This window comes from Haemophilus parainfluenzae (assembly GCF_003252755.1).
Classification (GTDB): domain Bacteria; phylum Pseudomonadota; class Gammaproteobacteria; order Enterobacterales; family Pasteurellaceae; genus Haemophilus_D; species Haemophilus_D parainfluenzae_N.
This window is the reverse complement of sequence record NZ_QEPT01000001.1, coordinates 343952-361759: the sequence shown is the minus strand read 5'-3', so window position 1 is coordinate 361759 and position 17808 is coordinate 343952. Positions and strand designations below refer to the sequence as shown.

Below are 17808 nucleotides of genomic sequence, written 5' to 3'. Positions count from 1 at the left end.
TAGGAAATTTTATGAGTAGATCTTTAGCAAAATTACTTTCAAGTGCGGTTGTTTTAGGGAGTGTTTTTTTCTCGTTACAAACAACAGCCTCACCACAAGACTGGCAACGAATTAAGCGTCCAATTCCTGCAACAGATGGTAAAGCAAATCCAATCGGCAGCTATTCGAATGGTTGTATTATCGGGGCAGAGCCATTGCCTTATAAAGGGGAGGGCTATCAAGTCATTCGTATGAATAAAAACCGCTATTATGGTCATCCAGATATGATTGCCTATTTACAGCGTCTTGGACAAAAAGCGAAGTCAGCAGGATTACCAACGATGTTAGTTGGGGATATTGCTATGCCAGGTGGTGGTCGCTTTTTAACGGGGCATGCAAGCCATCAAATGGGATTGGACGCGGATATTTGGTTGCGTATGGGGACCATGACAGACAGCGAAGCGTTAAATTCTGACGGAAAAGGCTTGCTTGTGGTGAATCGCCAAGCACAACGAGTTGATGAAAATGTGTGGAATAGCAATCATGCAACGTTAATCAAACTGGCCGCGCAAGATCCCAAAGTGACCCGTATTTTTGTAAACCCAGCGATTAAATTAAAACTTTGTCAAATTGCGGGTGATGATCGTGCTTGGTTACATAAAATTCGTCCGTGGTTTGGTCATGATTCACATTTCCACGTGCGCATTGCTTGTCCGAAAGATGCCGCTTATTGTGAAGATCAAGCGCCGGTACCAGCAGGCGATGGTTGTGGCGATGAACTTTATTCTTGGTTTGAACCCGCAAAACCAGGTTCAGGCGCTTCTAAACCAAAAGTGACACCACCAGAACCGTTTTTATGTCAGCAAGTGTTAAGTTCGCCAAATAGTAGTGAATGGTTAGAGTAGGAGTTTAACAATGGAATTGGGGATTGATATTTTAGCCATGCTTTTTGCTGCTGCCTTTATTGCCGCATTTATTGATGCGATAGCGGGTGGCGGAGGCTTAATTACAATCCCTGCCTTATTAATGACAGGTATGCCACCTGCAATGGCATTAGGCACGAATAAATTACAAGCATTTGGCGGTGCGTTGTCGGCAAGTATTTACTTTTTGCGTAAAAGAGCGGTCAATTTATCGGAGTTTTCTTTCATCTTACTGGTGATTTTTATCGGCTCGGTGATTGGTACCTTGCTTATTCAAAGTTTAGATGCGTCATTAATTAAGAAAGGGCTTCCATTTCTCATTTTAGCGATCGGCTTATACTTTTTATTTACGCCTAAATTGGGCGAAAGTGATCGCAAACAACGAATTTCTTATACTGTTTTTGCGTTATGTTTTGGCTCGCTTCTGGGTTTTTATGACGGCTTTTTCGGGCCTGGGACGGGTTCATTGATGAACCTAGCTTGTGTGACGTTACTTGGATTTAACCTAACCAAAGCCACCGCACATGCGAAAGTGATGAATTTAACCTCAAATTTTGCTTCATTAATTTTCTTCTTTATTGGGGGGCATGTCATTTGGACTGTTGGTTTAGTGATGATGGCAGGAAGCCTGATAGGTGCAAATTTAGGTGCCAAAATGGTGATGGCCAAAGGTAAACAACTGATCAGACCGATGGTGGTGATTATGTCATTTATCATGACGATAAAAATGGCGTATGATCAAGGTTGGTTTCATTTTTAACGATTGATTATGACAGATTCTCAAAAAAAATTACGTATTACGGCACGAACAGGCTATGAACCACATTTTTCATGGTCATATTTGCACCCGAAAAATTGGGGCATTTGGCTTGGTATTTTTGTGCTTTTGTTACTTGCTTTTGTGTCATTTCGTTTACGCGATAAAATGGCCGAGAAACTGGCTCGTGCGCTGACGAAAAAAATCGGTAAACCACGTATTCGTGCCGAGATTAATTTGAAACTCTGTTTCCCAGATTGGACGGCTGAGCAGCGTGAAAAAGTGATTGAAGAGATGTTTGTGACGGTCGCACAAGTCATGCTTGGTATTGGTGAAATTGCCATTCGTTCTAAAAAACATTTACAAAAACGCAGTGAATTCATTGGTCTTGAGCATATCAAACAAGCCAAAGCCGAAGGGCATAACATCATTTTGATGGTGCCACATGGTTGGGCGATTGATGCCTCTGGCATTATTTTGCATACACACGGCATGCCGATGACGTCAATGTATAACCCGCACCGAAATCCGTTGGTAGACTGGTTGTGGACTTTAGCGCGTCAACGTTTTGGTGGAAAAATGCATGCACGCCAAAATGGTATTAAGCCGTTTTTAGCACACATCAAACAAGGCCAAATGGGGTATTATCTTCCTGATGAAGATTTTGGAGCCGAGCAAAGTGTCTTTGTGGATTTCTTTGCTACTTATAAGGCAACGCTTCCTGGGTTAAACAAAATGGCAAAATTAGCGAAAGCGGTGGTTATTCCAATGTTCCCACGCTATAACGCTAAGAATGGCAAGTATGAAATGGAAATTCGCCCACCGATGCAATTAAGCGACGATCCTGAGCAATCAGCCCGTGCGATGAACGAAGAAATTGAGTATTTCGTTACGCCAACACCCGAACAATATGTCTGGATTTTACAGCTTCTTCGTACTCGAAAAGACGGGGAAGATATTTACCCAGATTAATTCATCTTATTTACAAAAGTGCGGTCAAAATTCACCGCACTTTTGCATTTTTATATGCTAGAATGCGAGCCTAAAAACAGGATTTTTTCTTACTCTTTTTTGAGCAATTATTTATGAACAAACAACTTGAATTAATCAAATCTTCTATCAAATCTATCCCAAATCATCCAAAAGAAGGCATTATTTTCCGTGATATTACGAGTTTACTTGAAGTGCCTGCTGCTTTTAAAGCCACAATCGATTTGATCGTTGAAAAGTATAAAGATCAAGGACTCACAAAAGTAATTGGTACTGAGTCTCGTGGATTTATTTTTGGTGCGCCAGTTGCATTAGCATTAGGCTTGCCATTTATCCCCGTTCGTAAACCGGGCAAATTACCGCGTGAAGTGATTGCACAGTCTTATCAGTTAGAATACGGTCAAGACACCCTTGAATTGCACACTGATGCCATTTCACAAGGTGATAATGTGTTAATCATTGATGACTTGTTAGCAACGGGTGGTACAGTTGAAGCCACCGTGAAATTAGTTCAACGTTTAGGTGGTGATGTGAAACATGCAGCTTTTGTAATTAATTTACCAGATTTAGGGGGCGAAAAACGCTTACGTGATTTAGGCATCGATTGCTACACCTTAGTCAATTTTGAAGGCCATTAATTTTTAAAGAGATGCGATGAGCTACCAAGTTTTAGCCAGAAAATGGCGACCAAAAAACTTTTCTGAAGTAGTGGGGCAAAGCCATGTACTCACTGCTTTGGAAAACGGTTTAAAAGAAAACCGTTTACATCATGCTTATTTATTTTCCGGCACCCGTGGCGTGGGGAAAACCTCTATTGCTCGTTTATTTGCGAAGGGCTTGAACTGCGTAAATGGTATCACTGCCGATCCTTGCGGTGAATGTGAAAACTGTAAAGCGATCGAAGCAGGCAACTTTATTGATTTAATTGAAATCGATGCGGCTTCTCGTACCAAAGTAGAAGATACGCGTGAGCTGTTAGACAATGTGCAATATAAGCCGGTAGTAGGGCGTTATAAAGTCTATCTTATCGATGAAGTCCATATGCTTTCTCGCCATTCTTTCAATGCGTTGTTAAAAACCTTGGAAGAACCACCTGAATATGTGAAATTCCTACTCGCTACAACGGATCCTCAAAAATTACCGATTACGATTTTATCCCGTTGTATGCAATTTCATCTCAAAGCATTAGATGAACCGCAAATTTCAGCGCATCTTAATCGCGTGCTTACTGCAGAAAATATTCCTTTTGATGCGCCAGCACTAGATAAATTAGCCAAAGCTGCACAGGGCAGTATTCGTGATAGCTTAAGTTTAACGGATCAAGCGATTGCCATGGGCAACGGTAAAGTTTCCACCGATGTGGTGAATACCATGCTTGGGTTGTTAGATGAAGATCAGCCGATTGAAATCATTTACGCCTTACATCAAGGTAACGGTGAGCGTTTAATGAAAACCATCCAAACGGTGGCTGAAAAAGCGGGTGATTGGGATGAGTTATTGGCAGAAACAGCTGAGAAATTGCATCAAATCGCGTTAATGCAGTTACTTGCTAAAAATGCCACAGATGAAAACGATCACTTAGGTTTTCTGGCCAAACATATTTCACCGGAAGACGTACAATTTTTCTATCAAGTGATTGTATCAGGTCGAAAAGAATTGGCCTCCGCACCAAATCGTCGAATTGGTGCCGAAATGACATTATTGAGGGCATTGGCATTCCACCCAAAGTTCCTTACGGCAGCACAAACGCCTAAACAAGGCGGGCTATCCCCTGAACAAAATACACAGAAAAGTGCGGTTGAAAATCAGCCTGTTTCTGGTTATGTGGATATGCCGGTGCTGTCGCAAAACATCAAAGCAAATTATTCTGCTCAAGCACAAAAGCCGATGGCTCAAGCGGCGGTTGTGCATTCCTCGTCTTCTCAACCAGTTTCCACTCAAACCACATCTTCATTGAATTTGGCTAGCCTTGCTGCGCTAGAGGCATTGAATCAATTAACGAAAATTGAGCAATCAGAGCGCCAACATCATCATGATGAACAGCAAGCCGCGGTGGAAGAAACCTTGCATCATCTCCAAGAGTTAGACGAGCAAAAAAACGCGCCTAAAATGACCGCACTTCCCGTGCGAGAGATGACACCACCGAAAGCTACGCAAACGAAAGCCGCGGTACCAAATCCAATGACTCAACAAGCTGACAAGTTAAAGCAAAGTATTGAGACGGTTGAAAATACTATTGATGACAATGCTGAAATAGATGCGGAAGAGCAAGAAATTCTGGATGCGGAAACCTATCGTTGGGAGTGGAGCAACCCGGATTTAGCCAAGGTGGATAGCGGTGTGCGTCCTTCTGATATTAAACAGGCAATGTTGAAAGATGTGACACCAGAGTTGCGTGAGAAAATTATTCAAATTACGCAAAAACAAGATCCTTGGACGGATATTGTCGAACGTTCAGGCGTGATTGGCTTTTCAAAAGAGTTGGCATTAAATTGCTTCATTAAGTCTCAAACAGAAGATGAAATTCAACTCGGGCTTCATTCTGAAAAAGCGCATTTAAAACAAGATCGAAATATTAAAAATTTAGTGGAACATCTTGAACGTTTATATGAAAAACCAGTCAAATTGTCGATTTTTGTTGAAGATTCCGATGTTTTAACACCGATGGATTACCGTAAAAAGGTTTATCAAGACTTACGTGAACAGGCACGTACGGATTTACAGCAAGATAAAAAACTGCTTTTATTACAAAAAGAGTTTGATGCGAAGTTGGATGTTGAAAGCATTCGACCAGTCTAAAACTCATTTCTCTAAATTTTAACTTTATAAAGGAAAAATATGGCGTTTAGCTCTCTTTTTACTCTTATTGATGACATTGCATCGATTCTTGATGATGTCGCCTTGATGACCAAAATAGCAGCCAAGAAAACCGTTGGTGTAGTAGGTGATGACTTAGCCTTAAATGCTAATCAGGTAACAGGGGCATCTTCCGAGCGTGAATTACCCATTGTTTGGGCAGTAACCAAAGGATCGTTAGTCAATAAAGTCATTTTAATTCCAATTGCTTTACTGCTTTCTGCATTTTTACCTTGGTTGATCGTGCCACTTCTGATGATTGGTGGGGCATATTTATGTTTTGAAGGTGTAGAGAAAATTCTGCATAAATTTATTGCCCATGAAGAGCACGAAGAAAAAACAACCTTTAATGAAGCCGCTAAAATTAAAGGGGCAATTCGTACGGATTTTATTCTTTCTGCTGAAATTATTATTATTGCATTGGGCGAATTAACCGAAGCGAGCTTGCTCACTCGCATCATTTCTCTTTCGATAGTCGGTATCGGAATTACTATTTTTGTTTATGGCTTGGTCGCATTGATTGTTAGAGCGGATGATTTCGGTTTATACCTTATCAAAAAAGGTGGTGTGGCGAAGTCAATCGGGAATGCAATTTTAGTGATTATGCCAAAATTTATGCGTTCACTTAGTTTTATCGGTACGCTTGCGATGTTCTTAGTCGGTGGCGGTATTTTTGTACATAATGTGGATTTCATTCATCATTTGCTCGCTGATTATCAATTAGCAGATGGCTTATTAGGTAATGTGGCAACGTTAGTCGTGGGTGTGATTGTAGGCGCGATTGCTTGTGCGATTGTATTGCCCGCGATGAAATTATTCGGTAAACACTAAAAACGAGATAAAAAATAACCGCACTTTGATTGTTTCAAGGTGCGGTTTTTTTATGGATGGAACAGATTATTTGCGAGAAGTGTAATCGCCAACACAAACCCATTTATAGCTGGTTAAGGCTTCTAATCCCATTGGGCCTCGAGCATGAAGTTTTTGAGTACTTACCGCCACTTCTGCACCTAAACCAAATTGTCCGCCATCGGTGAATCGAGTACTTGCATTAACATACACGGCTGCCGCATCTACTTGATTGATAAATTGAGTGGCTAGTCGTTGATTTTCCGTCAAGATACTTTCTGAATGTTGCGTGCCATATTCACGAATATGAGCAATTGCCGCATCCATATCTTCAACGACCACAACATTGAGATCCAATGAGCCCCATTCTTGGCGTAGTGCTTGTTCAGTCACTTCTTGCACATCAACATTTACAGCTTGAAGAATCGAAAGTGCGGTCGATTTTGCATGGAATTTTACTTTTTTCTCGGCTAAATATTTCGCGAGTTTTGGTAGGAAAACATCAGCAATTGAACTTTGAACTAACAGCGTTTCCAGCGTATTACATGTGCTTGGACGTTGGCATTTTGCATTCGCAATCACCGCAAGAGCTTTTTCTTGGTCAGCGCTTTCTTCCACAAAAAGATGGCAAACGCCCACACCACCAACAATCACTGGAATGGTAGAATGTTGTTTACAAAGCTCATGCAAACCTGCACCGCCACGAGGAATAATCATATCCACATAGCGATCTAATTTAAGCAGTTGCATCACAAGTTCACGATTCGGATCCGTAATAGCTTGGACTGCATGGCGTGGTAATCCCGCTTGTTCAAGGGCATTTTGTACCACTTCCACCAAAATTTGATTGGAATGTTGTGTTTCTTTTCCACCACGCAAAATTACGGCATTACCGGTTTTTAAGCAAAGACTCGCTACATCAATAGTCACATTAGGACGTGCTTCGTAAATGGTACCAATCACGCCAAGCGGAGTACGGACTCGTTCGATCTTTAATCCGCTATCTAAGGTGCCACCATCAATGATTTTCCCCACAGGATCCGCGAGCGAAATCACATGGAGCACATCATTCGCAATGCCTTTTAGGCGATCTTCGGTTAATAAAAGACGATCAATTAATGCTTCTGATAAGCCATTTTGTTTTGCAATTTCAATATCTTTTTGGTTCGCCGCAAGAATACGATCCGCTTGCTGTTCTAATTGATCTGCAATAATACTGAGCGCATGATTTTTTTCAGTGGTGTTTAACTGCGCTAAAATAAAGGCCGCATCTTTAGCCTGTTTGCCCATTTGTTCTAACATAATTATTCCTTTTAATTATTTTGTTTTCTTCGGTAATTTATCATTTGTTTCATCTTCTTGCTCTTGGAAATCGAAAACAGGTAGTCCCCAGCCAAATCGAACAGCAAGTAAACGCAGTGCAAAACCGCTGAATAAAGTCAGTAAAATCGTAAATGTATGATCTAATTGAATGTATTGGAATGCCATATACATAGCAGCAGAGAAGAACGACACGCTCGCATAAAGTTCTTTTTGGAATACAAGAGGAATGCGGTTACAAAGTAAATCACGTAATACACCACCAAATGCACCAGTCACCGTTGCTGCAATGGATGTCACGGTAAAACCATAACCCATATCAATGGCAATTTGTGCGCCGATAATGGAATACACGATTAATCCTAAAGCATCTAATACCAAGAAAATGGTGCGAAAGTAGCGCATAAAATGTTTGATGAAGGGCGCGATAAAAACGGTTAATACAGCTGCACCAGCTACCATGATGAAATATTCAGGATGTTTAACCCAGCCAACAGGGTAGTGCCCTAATAATACATCGCGTACTGTACCACCGCCAATCGCCGTTACACAGGCGATAATAATTACCCCGAAAATATCCATTTTTTCTCGTCCAGCGGCTAATGCGCCGGTAATTCCTTCGGCGGTAATTCCAATAATATAAAGTACGCTTAATAGCATTTTTTGTGGTTCCTAAAGTGCGGTTATCATTTTGCTTATTTTAAAAGGGAATGAGGCAAAATGCACGAAAGCCATTAAAAAAAGCCGTAAATTTTGGCATAATGACGCCTTCTTTTCCTAATCGAGAATTTTATGTCAGAAGAACAATCCAAACCCTTGGCCGCATTTCTTGCTATCTTGCCAATTGGGTTGCTATTAATGATCGAGTTTTTTATAGAATCTTTGCAACTTGCTGAAAAATTGATTCCTCATTTAGCCTTTGGCGTGCTGATTGCCCAATTGCTTTGTTTAGTTGCCTTTATTAAAGGGGAAATTTGCCCAGGGCAGCGTGGACGTTTAATCAAAGCAAATGCTTGTTTTGCACTTTATTGGTTCGTTTGGCTAGGGATGAGTTTAGCCTCACCACATCATTACGTGATGACTGATATTGTCAGCTTATGCGGATTATCTGCTGTATATGCAGTATGGAAACAACCTAAAGATGAAGTCGCTAGCCGTGGTTTTCTCTTAATGGCATCGTTGGTGAGTGGGTTTGGTGTCATTGCCTATTTGATGATTTTCTTCGGCAATCCAACACCGAATTTAGTGCAATATAATCCACTAGCACAATCGGTAATGGGCGTATTATTAGCGAATTTATGTTTGTCTGTTTCTCGTAATCGTCTGCAAGGTTTTATTGCGTTACTGCCGTTATTGATGATTTTATTACTTGCCCTTAATGCGTTGGCTGTGCTGATTTTTATTATTTATCAAGGGGTAAGTGTGGTCAGTTTTGATGGTGTTTTCGCATATGGTATTTATTTTGTTCTTCATTTAATAATAGCTGGGGTATTGCTTTTACACAGTGTCAATAAATGGAAACTCAGTTATAACAGCTTACTCATTTTGTTCTTTATGGCGGCGAGTTTAGCTGTTTGGGCGATGTTTATTTAATGGATAAAATAAAATCTTATGCCGCCCCGATGTTAGTGGTGGGCTGCGTACTATTCGGTTTAGGAAGCCTGATTGTTAAGTTTGTGCCAGTGGGTGGTTATGCCATTGCATTTTGGAGTTTACTTATTGCCTCTTTTATTTTCTGGTTCTTAATGAAATTAAAAAGACAGCGTTTCCCGAAAAGCCGTAAAGCGATCATGTATGCCGTATTATCCGGTATCTTTTTAGCCTTTGATTTATCTTTTTGGCATGAAAGTGTATATGCGGTGGGGCCAGGCATTTCAACCTTGTTGAATAGCTTGCAGATTTTCTTCTTGGCGGCAATTGGGTATTTATTCTTTGGCGAACGTCAAAGCAAACTACAAATGTTAAGTCTATTTTTAGCGGTTGTGGGAGTTGTCTTAATCACAGGGGAAGAACTACAACATAATTTTGAAGGGATGTACGGCATTATCATTGGGCTCATTTCTGCAGGTATGCTTGCAGCCTCAATGGTTATGATTAAAAAGGTGCACGAAGAAGAACCCACCGCTTTATTTTCGTTAATGTTTATTTTGAGTTTGAGTGGTGCTTTCGTCTTAATTATTCCTTCGCTAATTTTTAATTCCGATAACCTCTATCCTACCACTTTCACCGATTGGGGATTAGTCTTCATTTATGGTGCTGTGATGCAATGTGTCGCCTGGGGCATGATTGCTTATACCATTCCTTATTTATCGTTAGGTTTAACCGGTTTGTTGCTTCTTTCTGAACCGGTGGTTGCGCTCGTAATTGATTATTTTGGATTAGATAAGCCCATCAATCATTGGCAATGGGCGGGGGCAGTGCTGACATTAGTGGCGATTTATCTGGGCTCTCAAAAAAACAAAACCACTTAAAACAAAAAAGTGCGGTAAATTTCACCGCACTTTGTCTTCACATTAAACCAAATTACTCAGCTGCTTTCTTTTTCAAGTATTGATAGAGCTCGTCTTTAATCCGTAATTTTTCTTTTTTCAAGTTCTCAATTTCCGTATGAGTAGCGAGTTCTATGTTATCAATCCTATTTTTGATCTCTTGGTCTAACACATTGTGTTTTTCAAACAAGCGATCGAAATAAGCATCTTTATTTTTGAGATTAGTAATTAAATCGCGAAATTCAGGAAACATTGGTTACTCCTCTTGGTTAACGTTCATTTTCATTATAGAACTTTTTTTTGCTATTTCTAGTGTCTCATTCTCAGAATTTGACAGAGATCACAAAATTAAATCATGGCTAAGTGCGGTCATAAAATGGGATGTTTTTGACGAGATTAATAAAAGAAAAATCAGGGTTTTAACTGGTTTATTTGCTCAAAGCACGCTAGAATAAAAGTATCTGTTTCATAATGAAAAATAGGGAATTCCAATGATCGATCCAAATTTACTCCGTAATAATCTGGCTGAAGTAGCAGAAAAATTAAAAGTAAAACGTAACTTTATTCTTGATACGGAAAAACTTACCGCATTAGAAGAACAACGCAAAGATTTACAAGTAAAAACTGAAACATTACAAGCAGAGCGTAATGCGCGTTCTAAAGCCATTGGTGCGGCAAAAGCACGTGGTGAAGACATTGCACCATTATTGGCTGAAGTGGATAACATGGGCGAACAGCTTAACGAAGCGAAGTCCCAACTTGATGCGGTGTTAGCAGAAATCAATCAAATCGCATTAAGCATTCCAAACCTTCCAGCAGATGAAGTGCCATTAGGTAAAGATGATACTGAAAATAAAGAAATTTTACGTTGGGGGACACCGCGTACCTTTGATTTTGAGATCAAAGATCACGTGTCATTAGGTGAAGATGCCAATGGTTTAGATTTTGCTGCAGGGGCTAAATTAGCAGGTGCGCGCTTTGCGGTAATGAAAGGTCAAATTGCTAAAATGCACCGAGCATTAGCACAATTCATGTTAGATCTTCATACCGAACAACATGACTATTTAGAAACCTATGTGCCTTATTTAGTTAACCATGTGACCCTTTATGGTACAGGCCAATTACCAAAATTTGGTGAAGATTTATTCCATACTTTAGCTTTAGAAGGTGAGCAACCTTACGCATTAATTCCAACAGCGGAAGTGCCAGTGACTAACCTTGTACGTGATGTAATTATTGATGAAGCAGAATTGCCAATCAAAATGACCGCACATACACCATGTTTCCGTTCTGAAGCGGGATCGTATGGTCGTGATACCCGTGGTTTAATTCGTATGCATCAATTCGATAAAGTAGAAATGGTACAAATCGTCGATCCAGATAAATCAATGGAAGCGCTTGAAGAATTAACCGGCCATGCAGAAAAAGTATTACAGCTTTTAAATCTACCATATCGTAAAGTCTTACTTTGTACTGGAGATATGGGTTTTGGTTCTTGCAAAACTTACGACTTAGAAGTGTGGGTGCCTGCACAAAATACTTACCGTGAGATTTCTTCTTGCTCAAATATGTGGGATTTCCAAGCACGTCGTATGCAAGCACGTTGCAAAGCGAAAGGGGATAAGAAAACCCGCTTAGTACACACATTGAATGGTTCTGGTTTAGCAGTTGGTCGTACATTAGTGGCCGTGCTTGAGAACTACCAAAATGCAGACGGCTCAATTACGGTGCCAGAAGCATTACGTCCTTACATGGGCGGATTAGAAGTGATCTGCAAATAATCAAAAATATAGAATTCAATTTAGGGCTAATATTTATTAGCCCTTTCTTTCATTTCGAGAAATGAGATTTTTATTCTAGTCTTTGAGATAAATCCACAACCATATTCACGCATTTACAGGTAATCTAATAAGGTATCAATTTTTAGGAGAATAATAATGACTGATAAACGACCATTTCCATTACCAACAGGGTATTTTGCGATTCCATTAGGTTTAAGCGCTTTATCTTTAGCCTGGTTGCATATGGGCGATACGCTCTCTTTTTCTCGAAATGTGAGTGATATTATTGGCGTAACGTCTGTTTCAGTATGGGCACTTTTCGTCTTGCTCTATATTTATAAAATGATTTATTTCTCTCAAGAAGTACGAGATGAATATTGTTGTCCGATACGTTTTTCTTTTCTCGCATTAATACCGATTACAACGATGTTAAGCGGGGATGTTCTGTATCGTTGGTTTCCTCTTATTGGTGAGGGATTAATTTGGATCGGGACAATTGGGCAATTATTGTTTGCTTCAGTGCGTATTAGTGCGTTATGGAAAGATGGCACATTTGAGGAAAAATCGACACTGCCACCTTTTTATTTGCCCTCTGTGGCGACTAACTTTACAAGTGCCTCATCATTAGCCTTGTTAGGCTATCAAGATTTAGGCTATTTGTTCTTAGGTGCAGGGATGATTGCTTGGATTATTTATGAACCTGTGTTATTCCAACGTTTACGCGTGTTGCAGATTGAACCACAATTTCGTCCAACCATGGGGATCATTCTCGCACCGGCATTTGTAGGATCGTCAGCTTACTTATCGCTTAATGGAGGAGAGATCGATCTTTTCGTTAAACTCTTATGGGGATACGGTTTTTTACAAATGTTCTTTTTAATTCGTTTGTTCCCTTGGATTAGTGAAAAAGGACTGAATATTGGGTTCTGGGCTTTTTCATTCGGATTAGCTTCTTTAGCGAATGGAGCTGTTTCTTTTGTTCATCATAACGTACTGAGCGGATTGGCAAACGGTGCATTTATCTTTGCTAACTTGATGATGAGCGGTTTGGTGCTGATGACATTAGGAAAAATTTTCAAAGGACAATTTTGGTTAAAATAGCTTAAATAAAAAGTGCGGTTAAAAATGACCGCACTTTTTTTATGAATTTTTTAAATAACAACCTATCATTTACAAAAACTAGACATGTCGTTTTGCTGTTGATGTAAATGCAATTTTATCTGGTCGATAGCTAATACTCCCATATTGAAACGGTCGACCATCAGCCAAATAAGTGGTACTCGTCACATTCACAACCATGTCATACTCACCAAGATCGATCGCCTTTTTTTCTTCTTCATTTGCATAACGAAAGACAATTTTCCGTTGTGAGTGACTAATTTTTAATTTTAATTCGTTTTCTAAATAGTGATAAATAGAGTGCTCAGCGATTTCTCGGCTAATAAAAGGCACGATGCGGCGATCAAAATAAGAAACTTCGTATTCAACGGCTTCACCATCAATTTCACGCAGGCGACTGATGCGGTAGAAATCGATCTGATCATCGACATTAAAAATATGCATTAACTCTTCTTCACCTTGCACAATATACAAACTGGTTAATGTCGTTTTTACGTGGTGTGTTAAGGCACTATTTAATTCGCTAACGGTTTTAATTTCAGAAAGCATTTGTGGTTTAGATAAGTCATGCTCTAAAACAATTGAATTTCGGCCTTGTTGCTTTTGAATATAGCCATCAATTTCAAGTAAGGAAAGCGCTTTTCGAATAGTATCTTTAGAAAAACCATAGCTTTGCATGAGTTCATTTTCACTCGGAAGCTCTTGCAATGGCGCTAAATTACCATTGTTAATTTGGGTCTTTATCTCATTATAGACCTGCTTATACTTGCTCATTTTTAATCCTTTTATCTATCGTTGGTTCCATAGGTGTCGTCATAGCATATCATAAAATCATAAATGTTATACGTATAAAATGTGATATTAGTCACTCTTTTACGAAAATGTTCTAAACTTTTACGTATAAGTTGTTGCATAAAAATACGGTTAGGTTAGAATGAGCCAAAATGATAACTTCCTAGAGGAAATATTATGCTTACTCGTTCAAGTGGTGTTCTTATGCACATTACCTCGCTACCAAATGCATTCGGAATTGGTAGCTTTGGGCAATCGGCTTATGATTTTGTCGATTTTTTAGTTGAAACTAAACAAACTTATTGGCAAATTCTTCCACTTACTACCACCAGTTATGGTGATTCACCTTATCAATCTTTCTCTGCAATTGCAGGTAATACTCATCTTATTGATTTTGATCTATTAACCCAAATGGGCTTGTTGAAAGAAGCTGATTATGCATCAGTCAATTTTGGTGATGATCCAACTAGCGTGGATTATGAGCGCGTCTTCTATGCGCGCCGTCCGATTTTAGAAATAGCCGTGAAAAATTTTTTAGAGAATCAATCATTCCAAGCTGATTTCAAACACTTCGAGAAAAGCAATCGTTTATGGTTGGATGATTTTGCTGAGTTTATGGCAATTAAAGAGCATTTTGGCAATCAAGCATTGCAAAAATGGGATGATAAAAAAGCTGTGGCTCGAGATCCAAAAACATTAGAAAAATATCGCACCATGTTAGCGGAGCAAATTCAGTACTTTAAAGTAACGCAATATTTCTTCTTCAAACAATGGGGCGAATTAAAAGATTACGCGAATCAAAAAGGCATTAAGATTATCGGTGATATGCCGATTTACGTGGCTGCAGATAGCGTGGAAGTTTGGACAAAACCAGAACTCTTCCAATTAGATAAAGAACGTAATCCGTTTTTTGTCGCAGGGGTTCCTGCCGATCAATTCAGTGCAACGGGGCAACTTTGGGGCAATCCTCTTTACGCTTGGAAAGAGCATAAAAAACAAGGCTATGCTTGGTGGATTCATCGCATTGAAGAAAGCTTCAAGATTTATGATGTACTCCGCATTGACCATTTCAAAGGTTTTTCCGATTATTGGCAAGTGGATGGAAAAGCCGATATTGCCAAATATGGTAGTTGGCAACCAGGTCCCGGCTATGATTTATTCAAAGCCGTTAAAGAGCAATTGGGTGATTTACCGATTATTGCCGAAGATTTAGGTAATATTGATGATAAAGCAAGAAAACTGCTTGCAGATTGTAATTACCCAGGCATGAAGATTCTGCAATTTGGCTTTGAAGATGTCAGCGGCAAAAGCTTAGATAGCCCGCATTATTGCATCCCGCATTCCATTGTTTATACCGGTACACATGATAACGATGTGACTAATGGTTGGTATAACGGTCTGACTGAACAACAGCAACAATATATTAATGATTATACACATCGTAGTGAGGATGAATCGATTTGTCAGGCCATGATTCGTCAGCTCTTTGCAACGGTTAGCAATACGGCGATTGCCACAATGCAAGATGTTTTAGATTTGCCTACGAGTTCAAGAATGAATGTTCCTTCAACGATTGGTGGAAACTGGCAATGGAGAATGCAGCAATCTGACTTAACGCAAGATAAAAAAGACTTTTTGGCCAAAATGACTACGTTATATCAACGTGCTAATCAGGAAAATCCAATGATTAAATTTAGTACATTTGTAAAAAATGAAACCAATAAATCGCTTGAGCAATTAAGTGATAAAGAAACTTATATTCAATTATTAAATTACGTAAAAGCACTTGCTGCAGATAAACCTAAAAACACGGGTAAACGTAAGGTTTACTATATCTCAGCAGAATTTTTAATCGGTAAATTACTTTCTAATAACCTCATTAACCTTGGTGTGTATCAAGATATTAAAGAGGAATTAGAAAGTGCGAGTAAATCATTAAGCCATATTGAAGATATTGAGCCAGAACCGTCTTTAGGAAATGGCGGTTTAGGGCGTTTGGCTTCTTGTTTTATTGATTCAATGTCTACCCTTGGCTTAAATGCTGAAGGGGTAGGTTTAAATTATCATTATGGTTTGTTCAAACAAGTCTTCAAAAAGAATGAACAACATGCAGAGCCTAATGATTGGATTGAGGATAACTCTTGGTTAATTCCAACGGATATTAGTTATGAAGTGCCATTTAAGAAATTTACATTAACCTCTAAATTAGATCGTATTGATATTTTAGGTTATAAGAAAGACACGAAGAACTATCTCAATTTGTTTGATATTAAATCAGTGAATCCTAAACTAATTAAAAAAGGTATCGAGTTTGATAAAACCGCGATTGAAGAAAATCTGACTTTATTCCTTTACCCAGATGATTCAGATAAAAATGGGGAATTATTACGTATTTATCAACAATACTTCATGGTATCAAATGCGGCACAATTATTAATTGATGAAGCGATTGCGCGTGGTAGTAACTTACATGATTTAGCGGATTATGCGTATGTACAGATCAATGATACACACCCTTCAATGGTGATTCCTGAATTAATTCGCTTATTAACCGAAAAACATAAAATTAAGTTTGCTGAAGCGGTTGAAATCATACGTAATATGATGGGCTATACAAACCATACCATTTTGGCTGAAGCATTAGAAAAATGGCCGCTCGATTATCTAGATGAAGTGGTGCCGCATTTGGTGGCGATCATTAAAAAATTAGATAAATTAGTGCGTGCAGAATATAAAGATCCTGCCGTACAAATTATTGATAAACAAAAACGTGTGCATATGGCACATATGGATATTCACTTTTCAAATTCTGTGAATGGTGTTGCCGCGTTACATACGGAGATTTTGAAAAATTCAGAACTTAAAGCGTTCTATGCTTTGTATCCTGAAAAATTCAATAATAAGACAAACGGCATTACCTTCCGTCGTTGGTTAGAGTTTTCTAACCAAGCATTAGCGGCTTACATTAAAGAATTGATTGGTGATGAGTATTTGCATGATGCAATGAAATTAGAGAAATTGTTATCCTTTAAAGATGATAAAAAGGTTCATCAACAATTAGCGAAAATTAAGTTTGAAAACAAATTAGCGCTAAAAGCGTACCTTAAAGAAAATAAAGGTATTGAGTTAGATGAAAACTCAATCATTGATACGCAAATTAAGCGTTTCCATGAATATAAACGCCAACAAATGAACGCGCTTTATGTGATTCATAAATACTTAGAAATTAAAGCAGGCAAATTACCAAAACGTAAAATTACGGTGATTTTTGGCGGAAAAGCTGCACCTGCTTATGTGATTGCACAGGATATTATTCACTTAATTCTTTGTTTATCTGAGTTAATCAATAATGATCCTAAAGTGAACAAGTATTTAAACGTACATTTGGTGGAAAACTATAATGTGAGCGTGGCAGAAAAACTGATTCCAGCAACCGATATTTCAGAACAAATTTCACTTGCCTCTAAAGAAGCTTCTGGTACAGGTAATATGAAATTTATGCTTAATGGCGCGTTAACCTTAGGCACAATGGATGGGGCTAATGTTGAAATTGCAGAATTAGCAGGTGCTGAAAATATCTATACATTCGGTAAAGATTCAGAAAGCATTATTAAACTTTATGAAACAGCGGGTTATGTTTCAAAAGAGTATTATGAAAACGACAAAGATATTAAAAGAGCGGTTGATTTTATTCTGAATCCTGCAGTAGTGAAATTAGGAAATAAAACACGTTTAGAACGTCTTTATAACGAGTTATTAAATAAAGACTGGTTTATGACGTTAATCGACTTTAATGCTTATGTCGACGCGAAAGAACAAATCTTAGCCGATTATGAAGATCAAGATAGTTGGAATGAGAAAGTGGTGCACAATATCGCAAAAGCGGGCTTCTTCTCATCTGACCGCACTATCGCTCAATATAATGCAGATATTTGGCATTGTGAGGGCTAAGG

At 38.9% G+C, this 17808-nt stretch carries 15 protein-coding genes; 11 read left to right on the top strand and 4 right to left on the bottom strand.

The window, feature by feature from the left end; all coding sequences use genetic code 11:
* Nucleotides 1-11 precede the first annotated feature (11 nt).
* From mepA to DPV95_RS01695, 6 genes are all read left to right on the top strand, one after another.
* On the top strand, nucleotides 12-884 hold the full coding sequence (gene mepA / locus DPV95_RS01720; RefSeq protein ID WP_111406546.1) for a penicillin-insensitive murein endopeptidase: 873 nt from the start codon (nucleotides 12-14) through the stop codon (nucleotides 882-884).
* A 10-nt stretch (nucleotides 885-894) separates the two neighbouring features.
* The gene (locus DPV95_RS01715) at nucleotides 895-1662 is read left to right on the top strand and encodes a TSUP family transporter (RefSeq protein WP_049367391.1); all 768 of its coding nucleotides are present in this window, start codon (nucleotides 895-897) and stop codon (nucleotides 1660-1662) included.
* 9 nt (nucleotides 1663-1671) lie between these two features.
* On the top strand, nucleotides 1672-2631 hold the full coding sequence (lpxM, locus tag DPV95_RS01710; RefSeq protein WP_049367392.1) for a lauroyl-Kdo(2)-lipid IV(A) myristoyltransferase: 960 nt from the start codon (nucleotides 1672-1674) through the stop codon (nucleotides 2629-2631).
* A gap of 113 nt (nucleotides 2632-2744) precedes the next feature.
* Entirely contained in the window at nucleotides 2745-3287 is a 543-nt protein-coding gene (gene apt / locus DPV95_RS01705; RefSeq protein ID WP_049367393.1) for an adenine phosphoribosyltransferase, read from the top strand.
* A gap of 16 nt (nucleotides 3288-3303) precedes the next feature.
* Nucleotides 3304-5448 carry a DNA polymerase III subunit gamma/tau gene (dnaX, locus tag DPV95_RS01700; RefSeq protein WP_111406545.1) on the top strand — a complete coding sequence of 715 codons (2145 nt, stop codon included), beginning with the start codon at nucleotides 3304-3306 and terminating at the stop codon, nucleotides 5446-5448.
* Nucleotides 5449-5487: 39 nt separating this feature from the next.
* Nucleotides 5488-6336, top strand: a complete 849-nt coding sequence (locus DPV95_RS01695; RefSeq protein WP_049374003.1) for a DUF808 domain-containing protein — start codon at nucleotides 5488-5490, stop codon at nucleotides 6334-6336.
* Between the two features lie 66 nt (nucleotides 6337-6402).
* Here DPV95_RS01695 and proA read toward each other — a convergent pair whose 3' ends face one another.
* A complete protein-coding gene (gene proA / locus DPV95_RS01690) occupies nucleotides 6403-7656 on the bottom strand; it encodes a glutamate-5-semialdehyde dehydrogenase (protein WP_111406544.1) in 1254 nt (417 codons plus the stop codon).
* 15 nt (nucleotides 7657-7671) lie between these two features.
* Nucleotides 7672-8334: a trimeric intracellular cation channel family protein gene (locus DPV95_RS01685; protein ID WP_111406543.1), complete on the bottom strand. Its 663-nt coding sequence runs from the start codon at nucleotides 8332-8334 to the stop codon at nucleotides 7672-7674.
* 132 nt (nucleotides 8335-8466) lie between these two features.
* Here DPV95_RS01685 and DPV95_RS01680 point away from each other — a divergent pair, with 132 nt between their 5' ends.
* Both DPV95_RS01680 and DPV95_RS01675 read left to right on the top strand, forming a co-directional pair.
* Nucleotides 8467-9267, top strand: coding sequence for an HI_1241 family integral membrane domain (locus DPV95_RS01680; RefSeq protein WP_049367399.1), 801 nt, complete (start codon nucleotides 8467-8469; stop codon nucleotides 9265-9267).
* Nucleotides 9267-10145, top strand: a complete 879-nt coding sequence (locus DPV95_RS01675) for a DMT family transporter (RefSeq protein WP_049367400.1) — start codon at nucleotides 9267-9269, stop codon at nucleotides 10143-10145. The genes DPV95_RS01680 and DPV95_RS01675 overlap by 1 nt, the downstream gene beginning before the upstream one ends.
* 52 nt (nucleotides 10146-10197) lie before the next feature.
* Here DPV95_RS01675 and DPV95_RS01670 read toward each other — a convergent pair whose 3' ends face one another.
* Entirely contained in the window at nucleotides 10198-10416 is a 219-nt protein-coding gene (locus DPV95_RS01670; RefSeq protein ID WP_049367401.1) for an HP1242/YdcH family protein, read from the bottom strand.
* A 238-nt stretch (nucleotides 10417-10654) separates the two neighbouring features.
* On the opposite strand from DPV95_RS01670, the gene serS reads away from it, so the two are divergent.
* The gene (gene serS, locus DPV95_RS01665) at nucleotides 10655-11944 is read left to right on the top strand and encodes a serine--tRNA ligase (RefSeq protein WP_049367402.1); all 1290 of its coding nucleotides are present in this window, start codon (nucleotides 10655-10657) and stop codon (nucleotides 11942-11944) included.
* A 156-nt stretch (nucleotides 11945-12100) separates the two neighbouring features.
* On the top strand, nucleotides 12101-13045 hold the full coding sequence (tehA, locus tag DPV95_RS01660) for a dicarboxylate transporter/tellurite-resistance protein TehA (RefSeq protein WP_049367403.1): 945 nt from the start codon (nucleotides 12101-12103) through the stop codon (nucleotides 13043-13045).
* Nucleotides 13046-13123: 78 nt separating this feature from the next.
* Here the strand turns inward: tehA and DPV95_RS01655 are convergent, their stop codons facing one another.
* The gene (locus tag DPV95_RS01655) at nucleotides 13124-13837 is read right to left on the bottom strand and encodes a UTRA domain-containing protein (RefSeq protein ID WP_049367404.1); all 714 of its coding nucleotides are present in this window, start codon (nucleotides 13835-13837) and stop codon (nucleotides 13124-13126) included.
* Between the two features lie 195 nt (nucleotides 13838-14032).
* Between DPV95_RS01655 and malQ the strand changes: the two genes are divergently transcribed.
* The gene (malQ, locus tag DPV95_RS01650) at nucleotides 14033-17806 is read left to right on the top strand and encodes a 4-alpha-glucanotransferase (protein WP_111406542.1); all 3774 of its coding nucleotides are present in this window, start codon (nucleotides 14033-14035) and stop codon (nucleotides 17804-17806) included.
* Nucleotides 17807-17808: the final 2 nt, after the last annotated feature.

Bases quoted from the DNA above. Each gene is read 5' to 3' on its own strand.
- malQ (WP_111406542.1), top strand. From the start codon at position 14,033: ATGCTTACTCGTTCAAGTGGTGTTCTTATGCACATTACCTCGCTACCA.
- lpxM (WP_049367392.1), top strand. From the start codon at position 1,672: ATGACAGATTCTCAAAAAAAATTACGTATTACGGCACGAACAGGCTAT.
- tehA (WP_049367403.1), top strand. From the start codon at position 12,101: ATGACTGATAAACGACCATTTCCATTACCAACAGGGTATTTTGCGATT.
- DPV95_RS01685 (WP_111406543.1), bottom strand. From the start codon at position 8,334: ATGCTATTAAGCGTACTTTATATTATTGGAATTACCGCCGAAGGAATT.
- serS (WP_049367402.1), top strand. From the start codon at position 10,655: ATGATCGATCCAAATTTACTCCGTAATAATCTGGCTGAAGTAGCAGAA.
- DPV95_RS01675 (WP_049367400.1), top strand. From the start codon at position 9,267: ATGGATAAAATAAAATCTTATGCCGCCCCGATGTTAGTGGTGGGCTGC.
- DPV95_RS01655 (WP_049367404.1), bottom strand. From the start codon at position 13,837: ATGAGCAAGTATAAGCAGGTCTATAATGAGATAAAGACCCAAATTAAC.
- DPV95_RS01695 (WP_049374003.1), top strand. From the start codon at position 5,488: ATGGCGTTTAGCTCTCTTTTTACTCTTATTGATGACATTGCATCGATT.
- proA (WP_111406544.1), bottom strand. From the start codon at position 7,656: ATGTTAGAACAAATGGGCAAACAGGCTAAAGATGCGGCCTTTATTTTA.
- dnaX (WP_111406545.1), top strand. From the start codon at position 3,304: ATGAGCTACCAAGTTTTAGCCAGAAAATGGCGACCAAAAAACTTTTCT.
- apt (WP_049367393.1), top strand. From the start codon at position 2,745: ATGAACAAACAACTTGAATTAATCAAATCTTCTATCAAATCTATCCCA.
- DPV95_RS01670 (WP_049367401.1), bottom strand. From the start codon at position 10,416: ATGTTTCCTGAATTTCGCGATTTAATTACTAATCTCAAAAATAAAGAT.
- DPV95_RS01680 (WP_049367399.1), top strand. From the start codon at position 8,467: ATGTCAGAAGAACAATCCAAACCCTTGGCCGCATTTCTTGCTATCTTG.
- DPV95_RS01715 (WP_049367391.1), top strand. From the start codon at position 895: ATGGAATTGGGGATTGATATTTTAGCCATGCTTTTTGCTGCTGCCTTT.
- mepA (WP_111406546.1), top strand. From the start codon at position 12: ATGAGTAGATCTTTAGCAAAATTACTTTCAAGTGCGGTTGTTTTAGGG.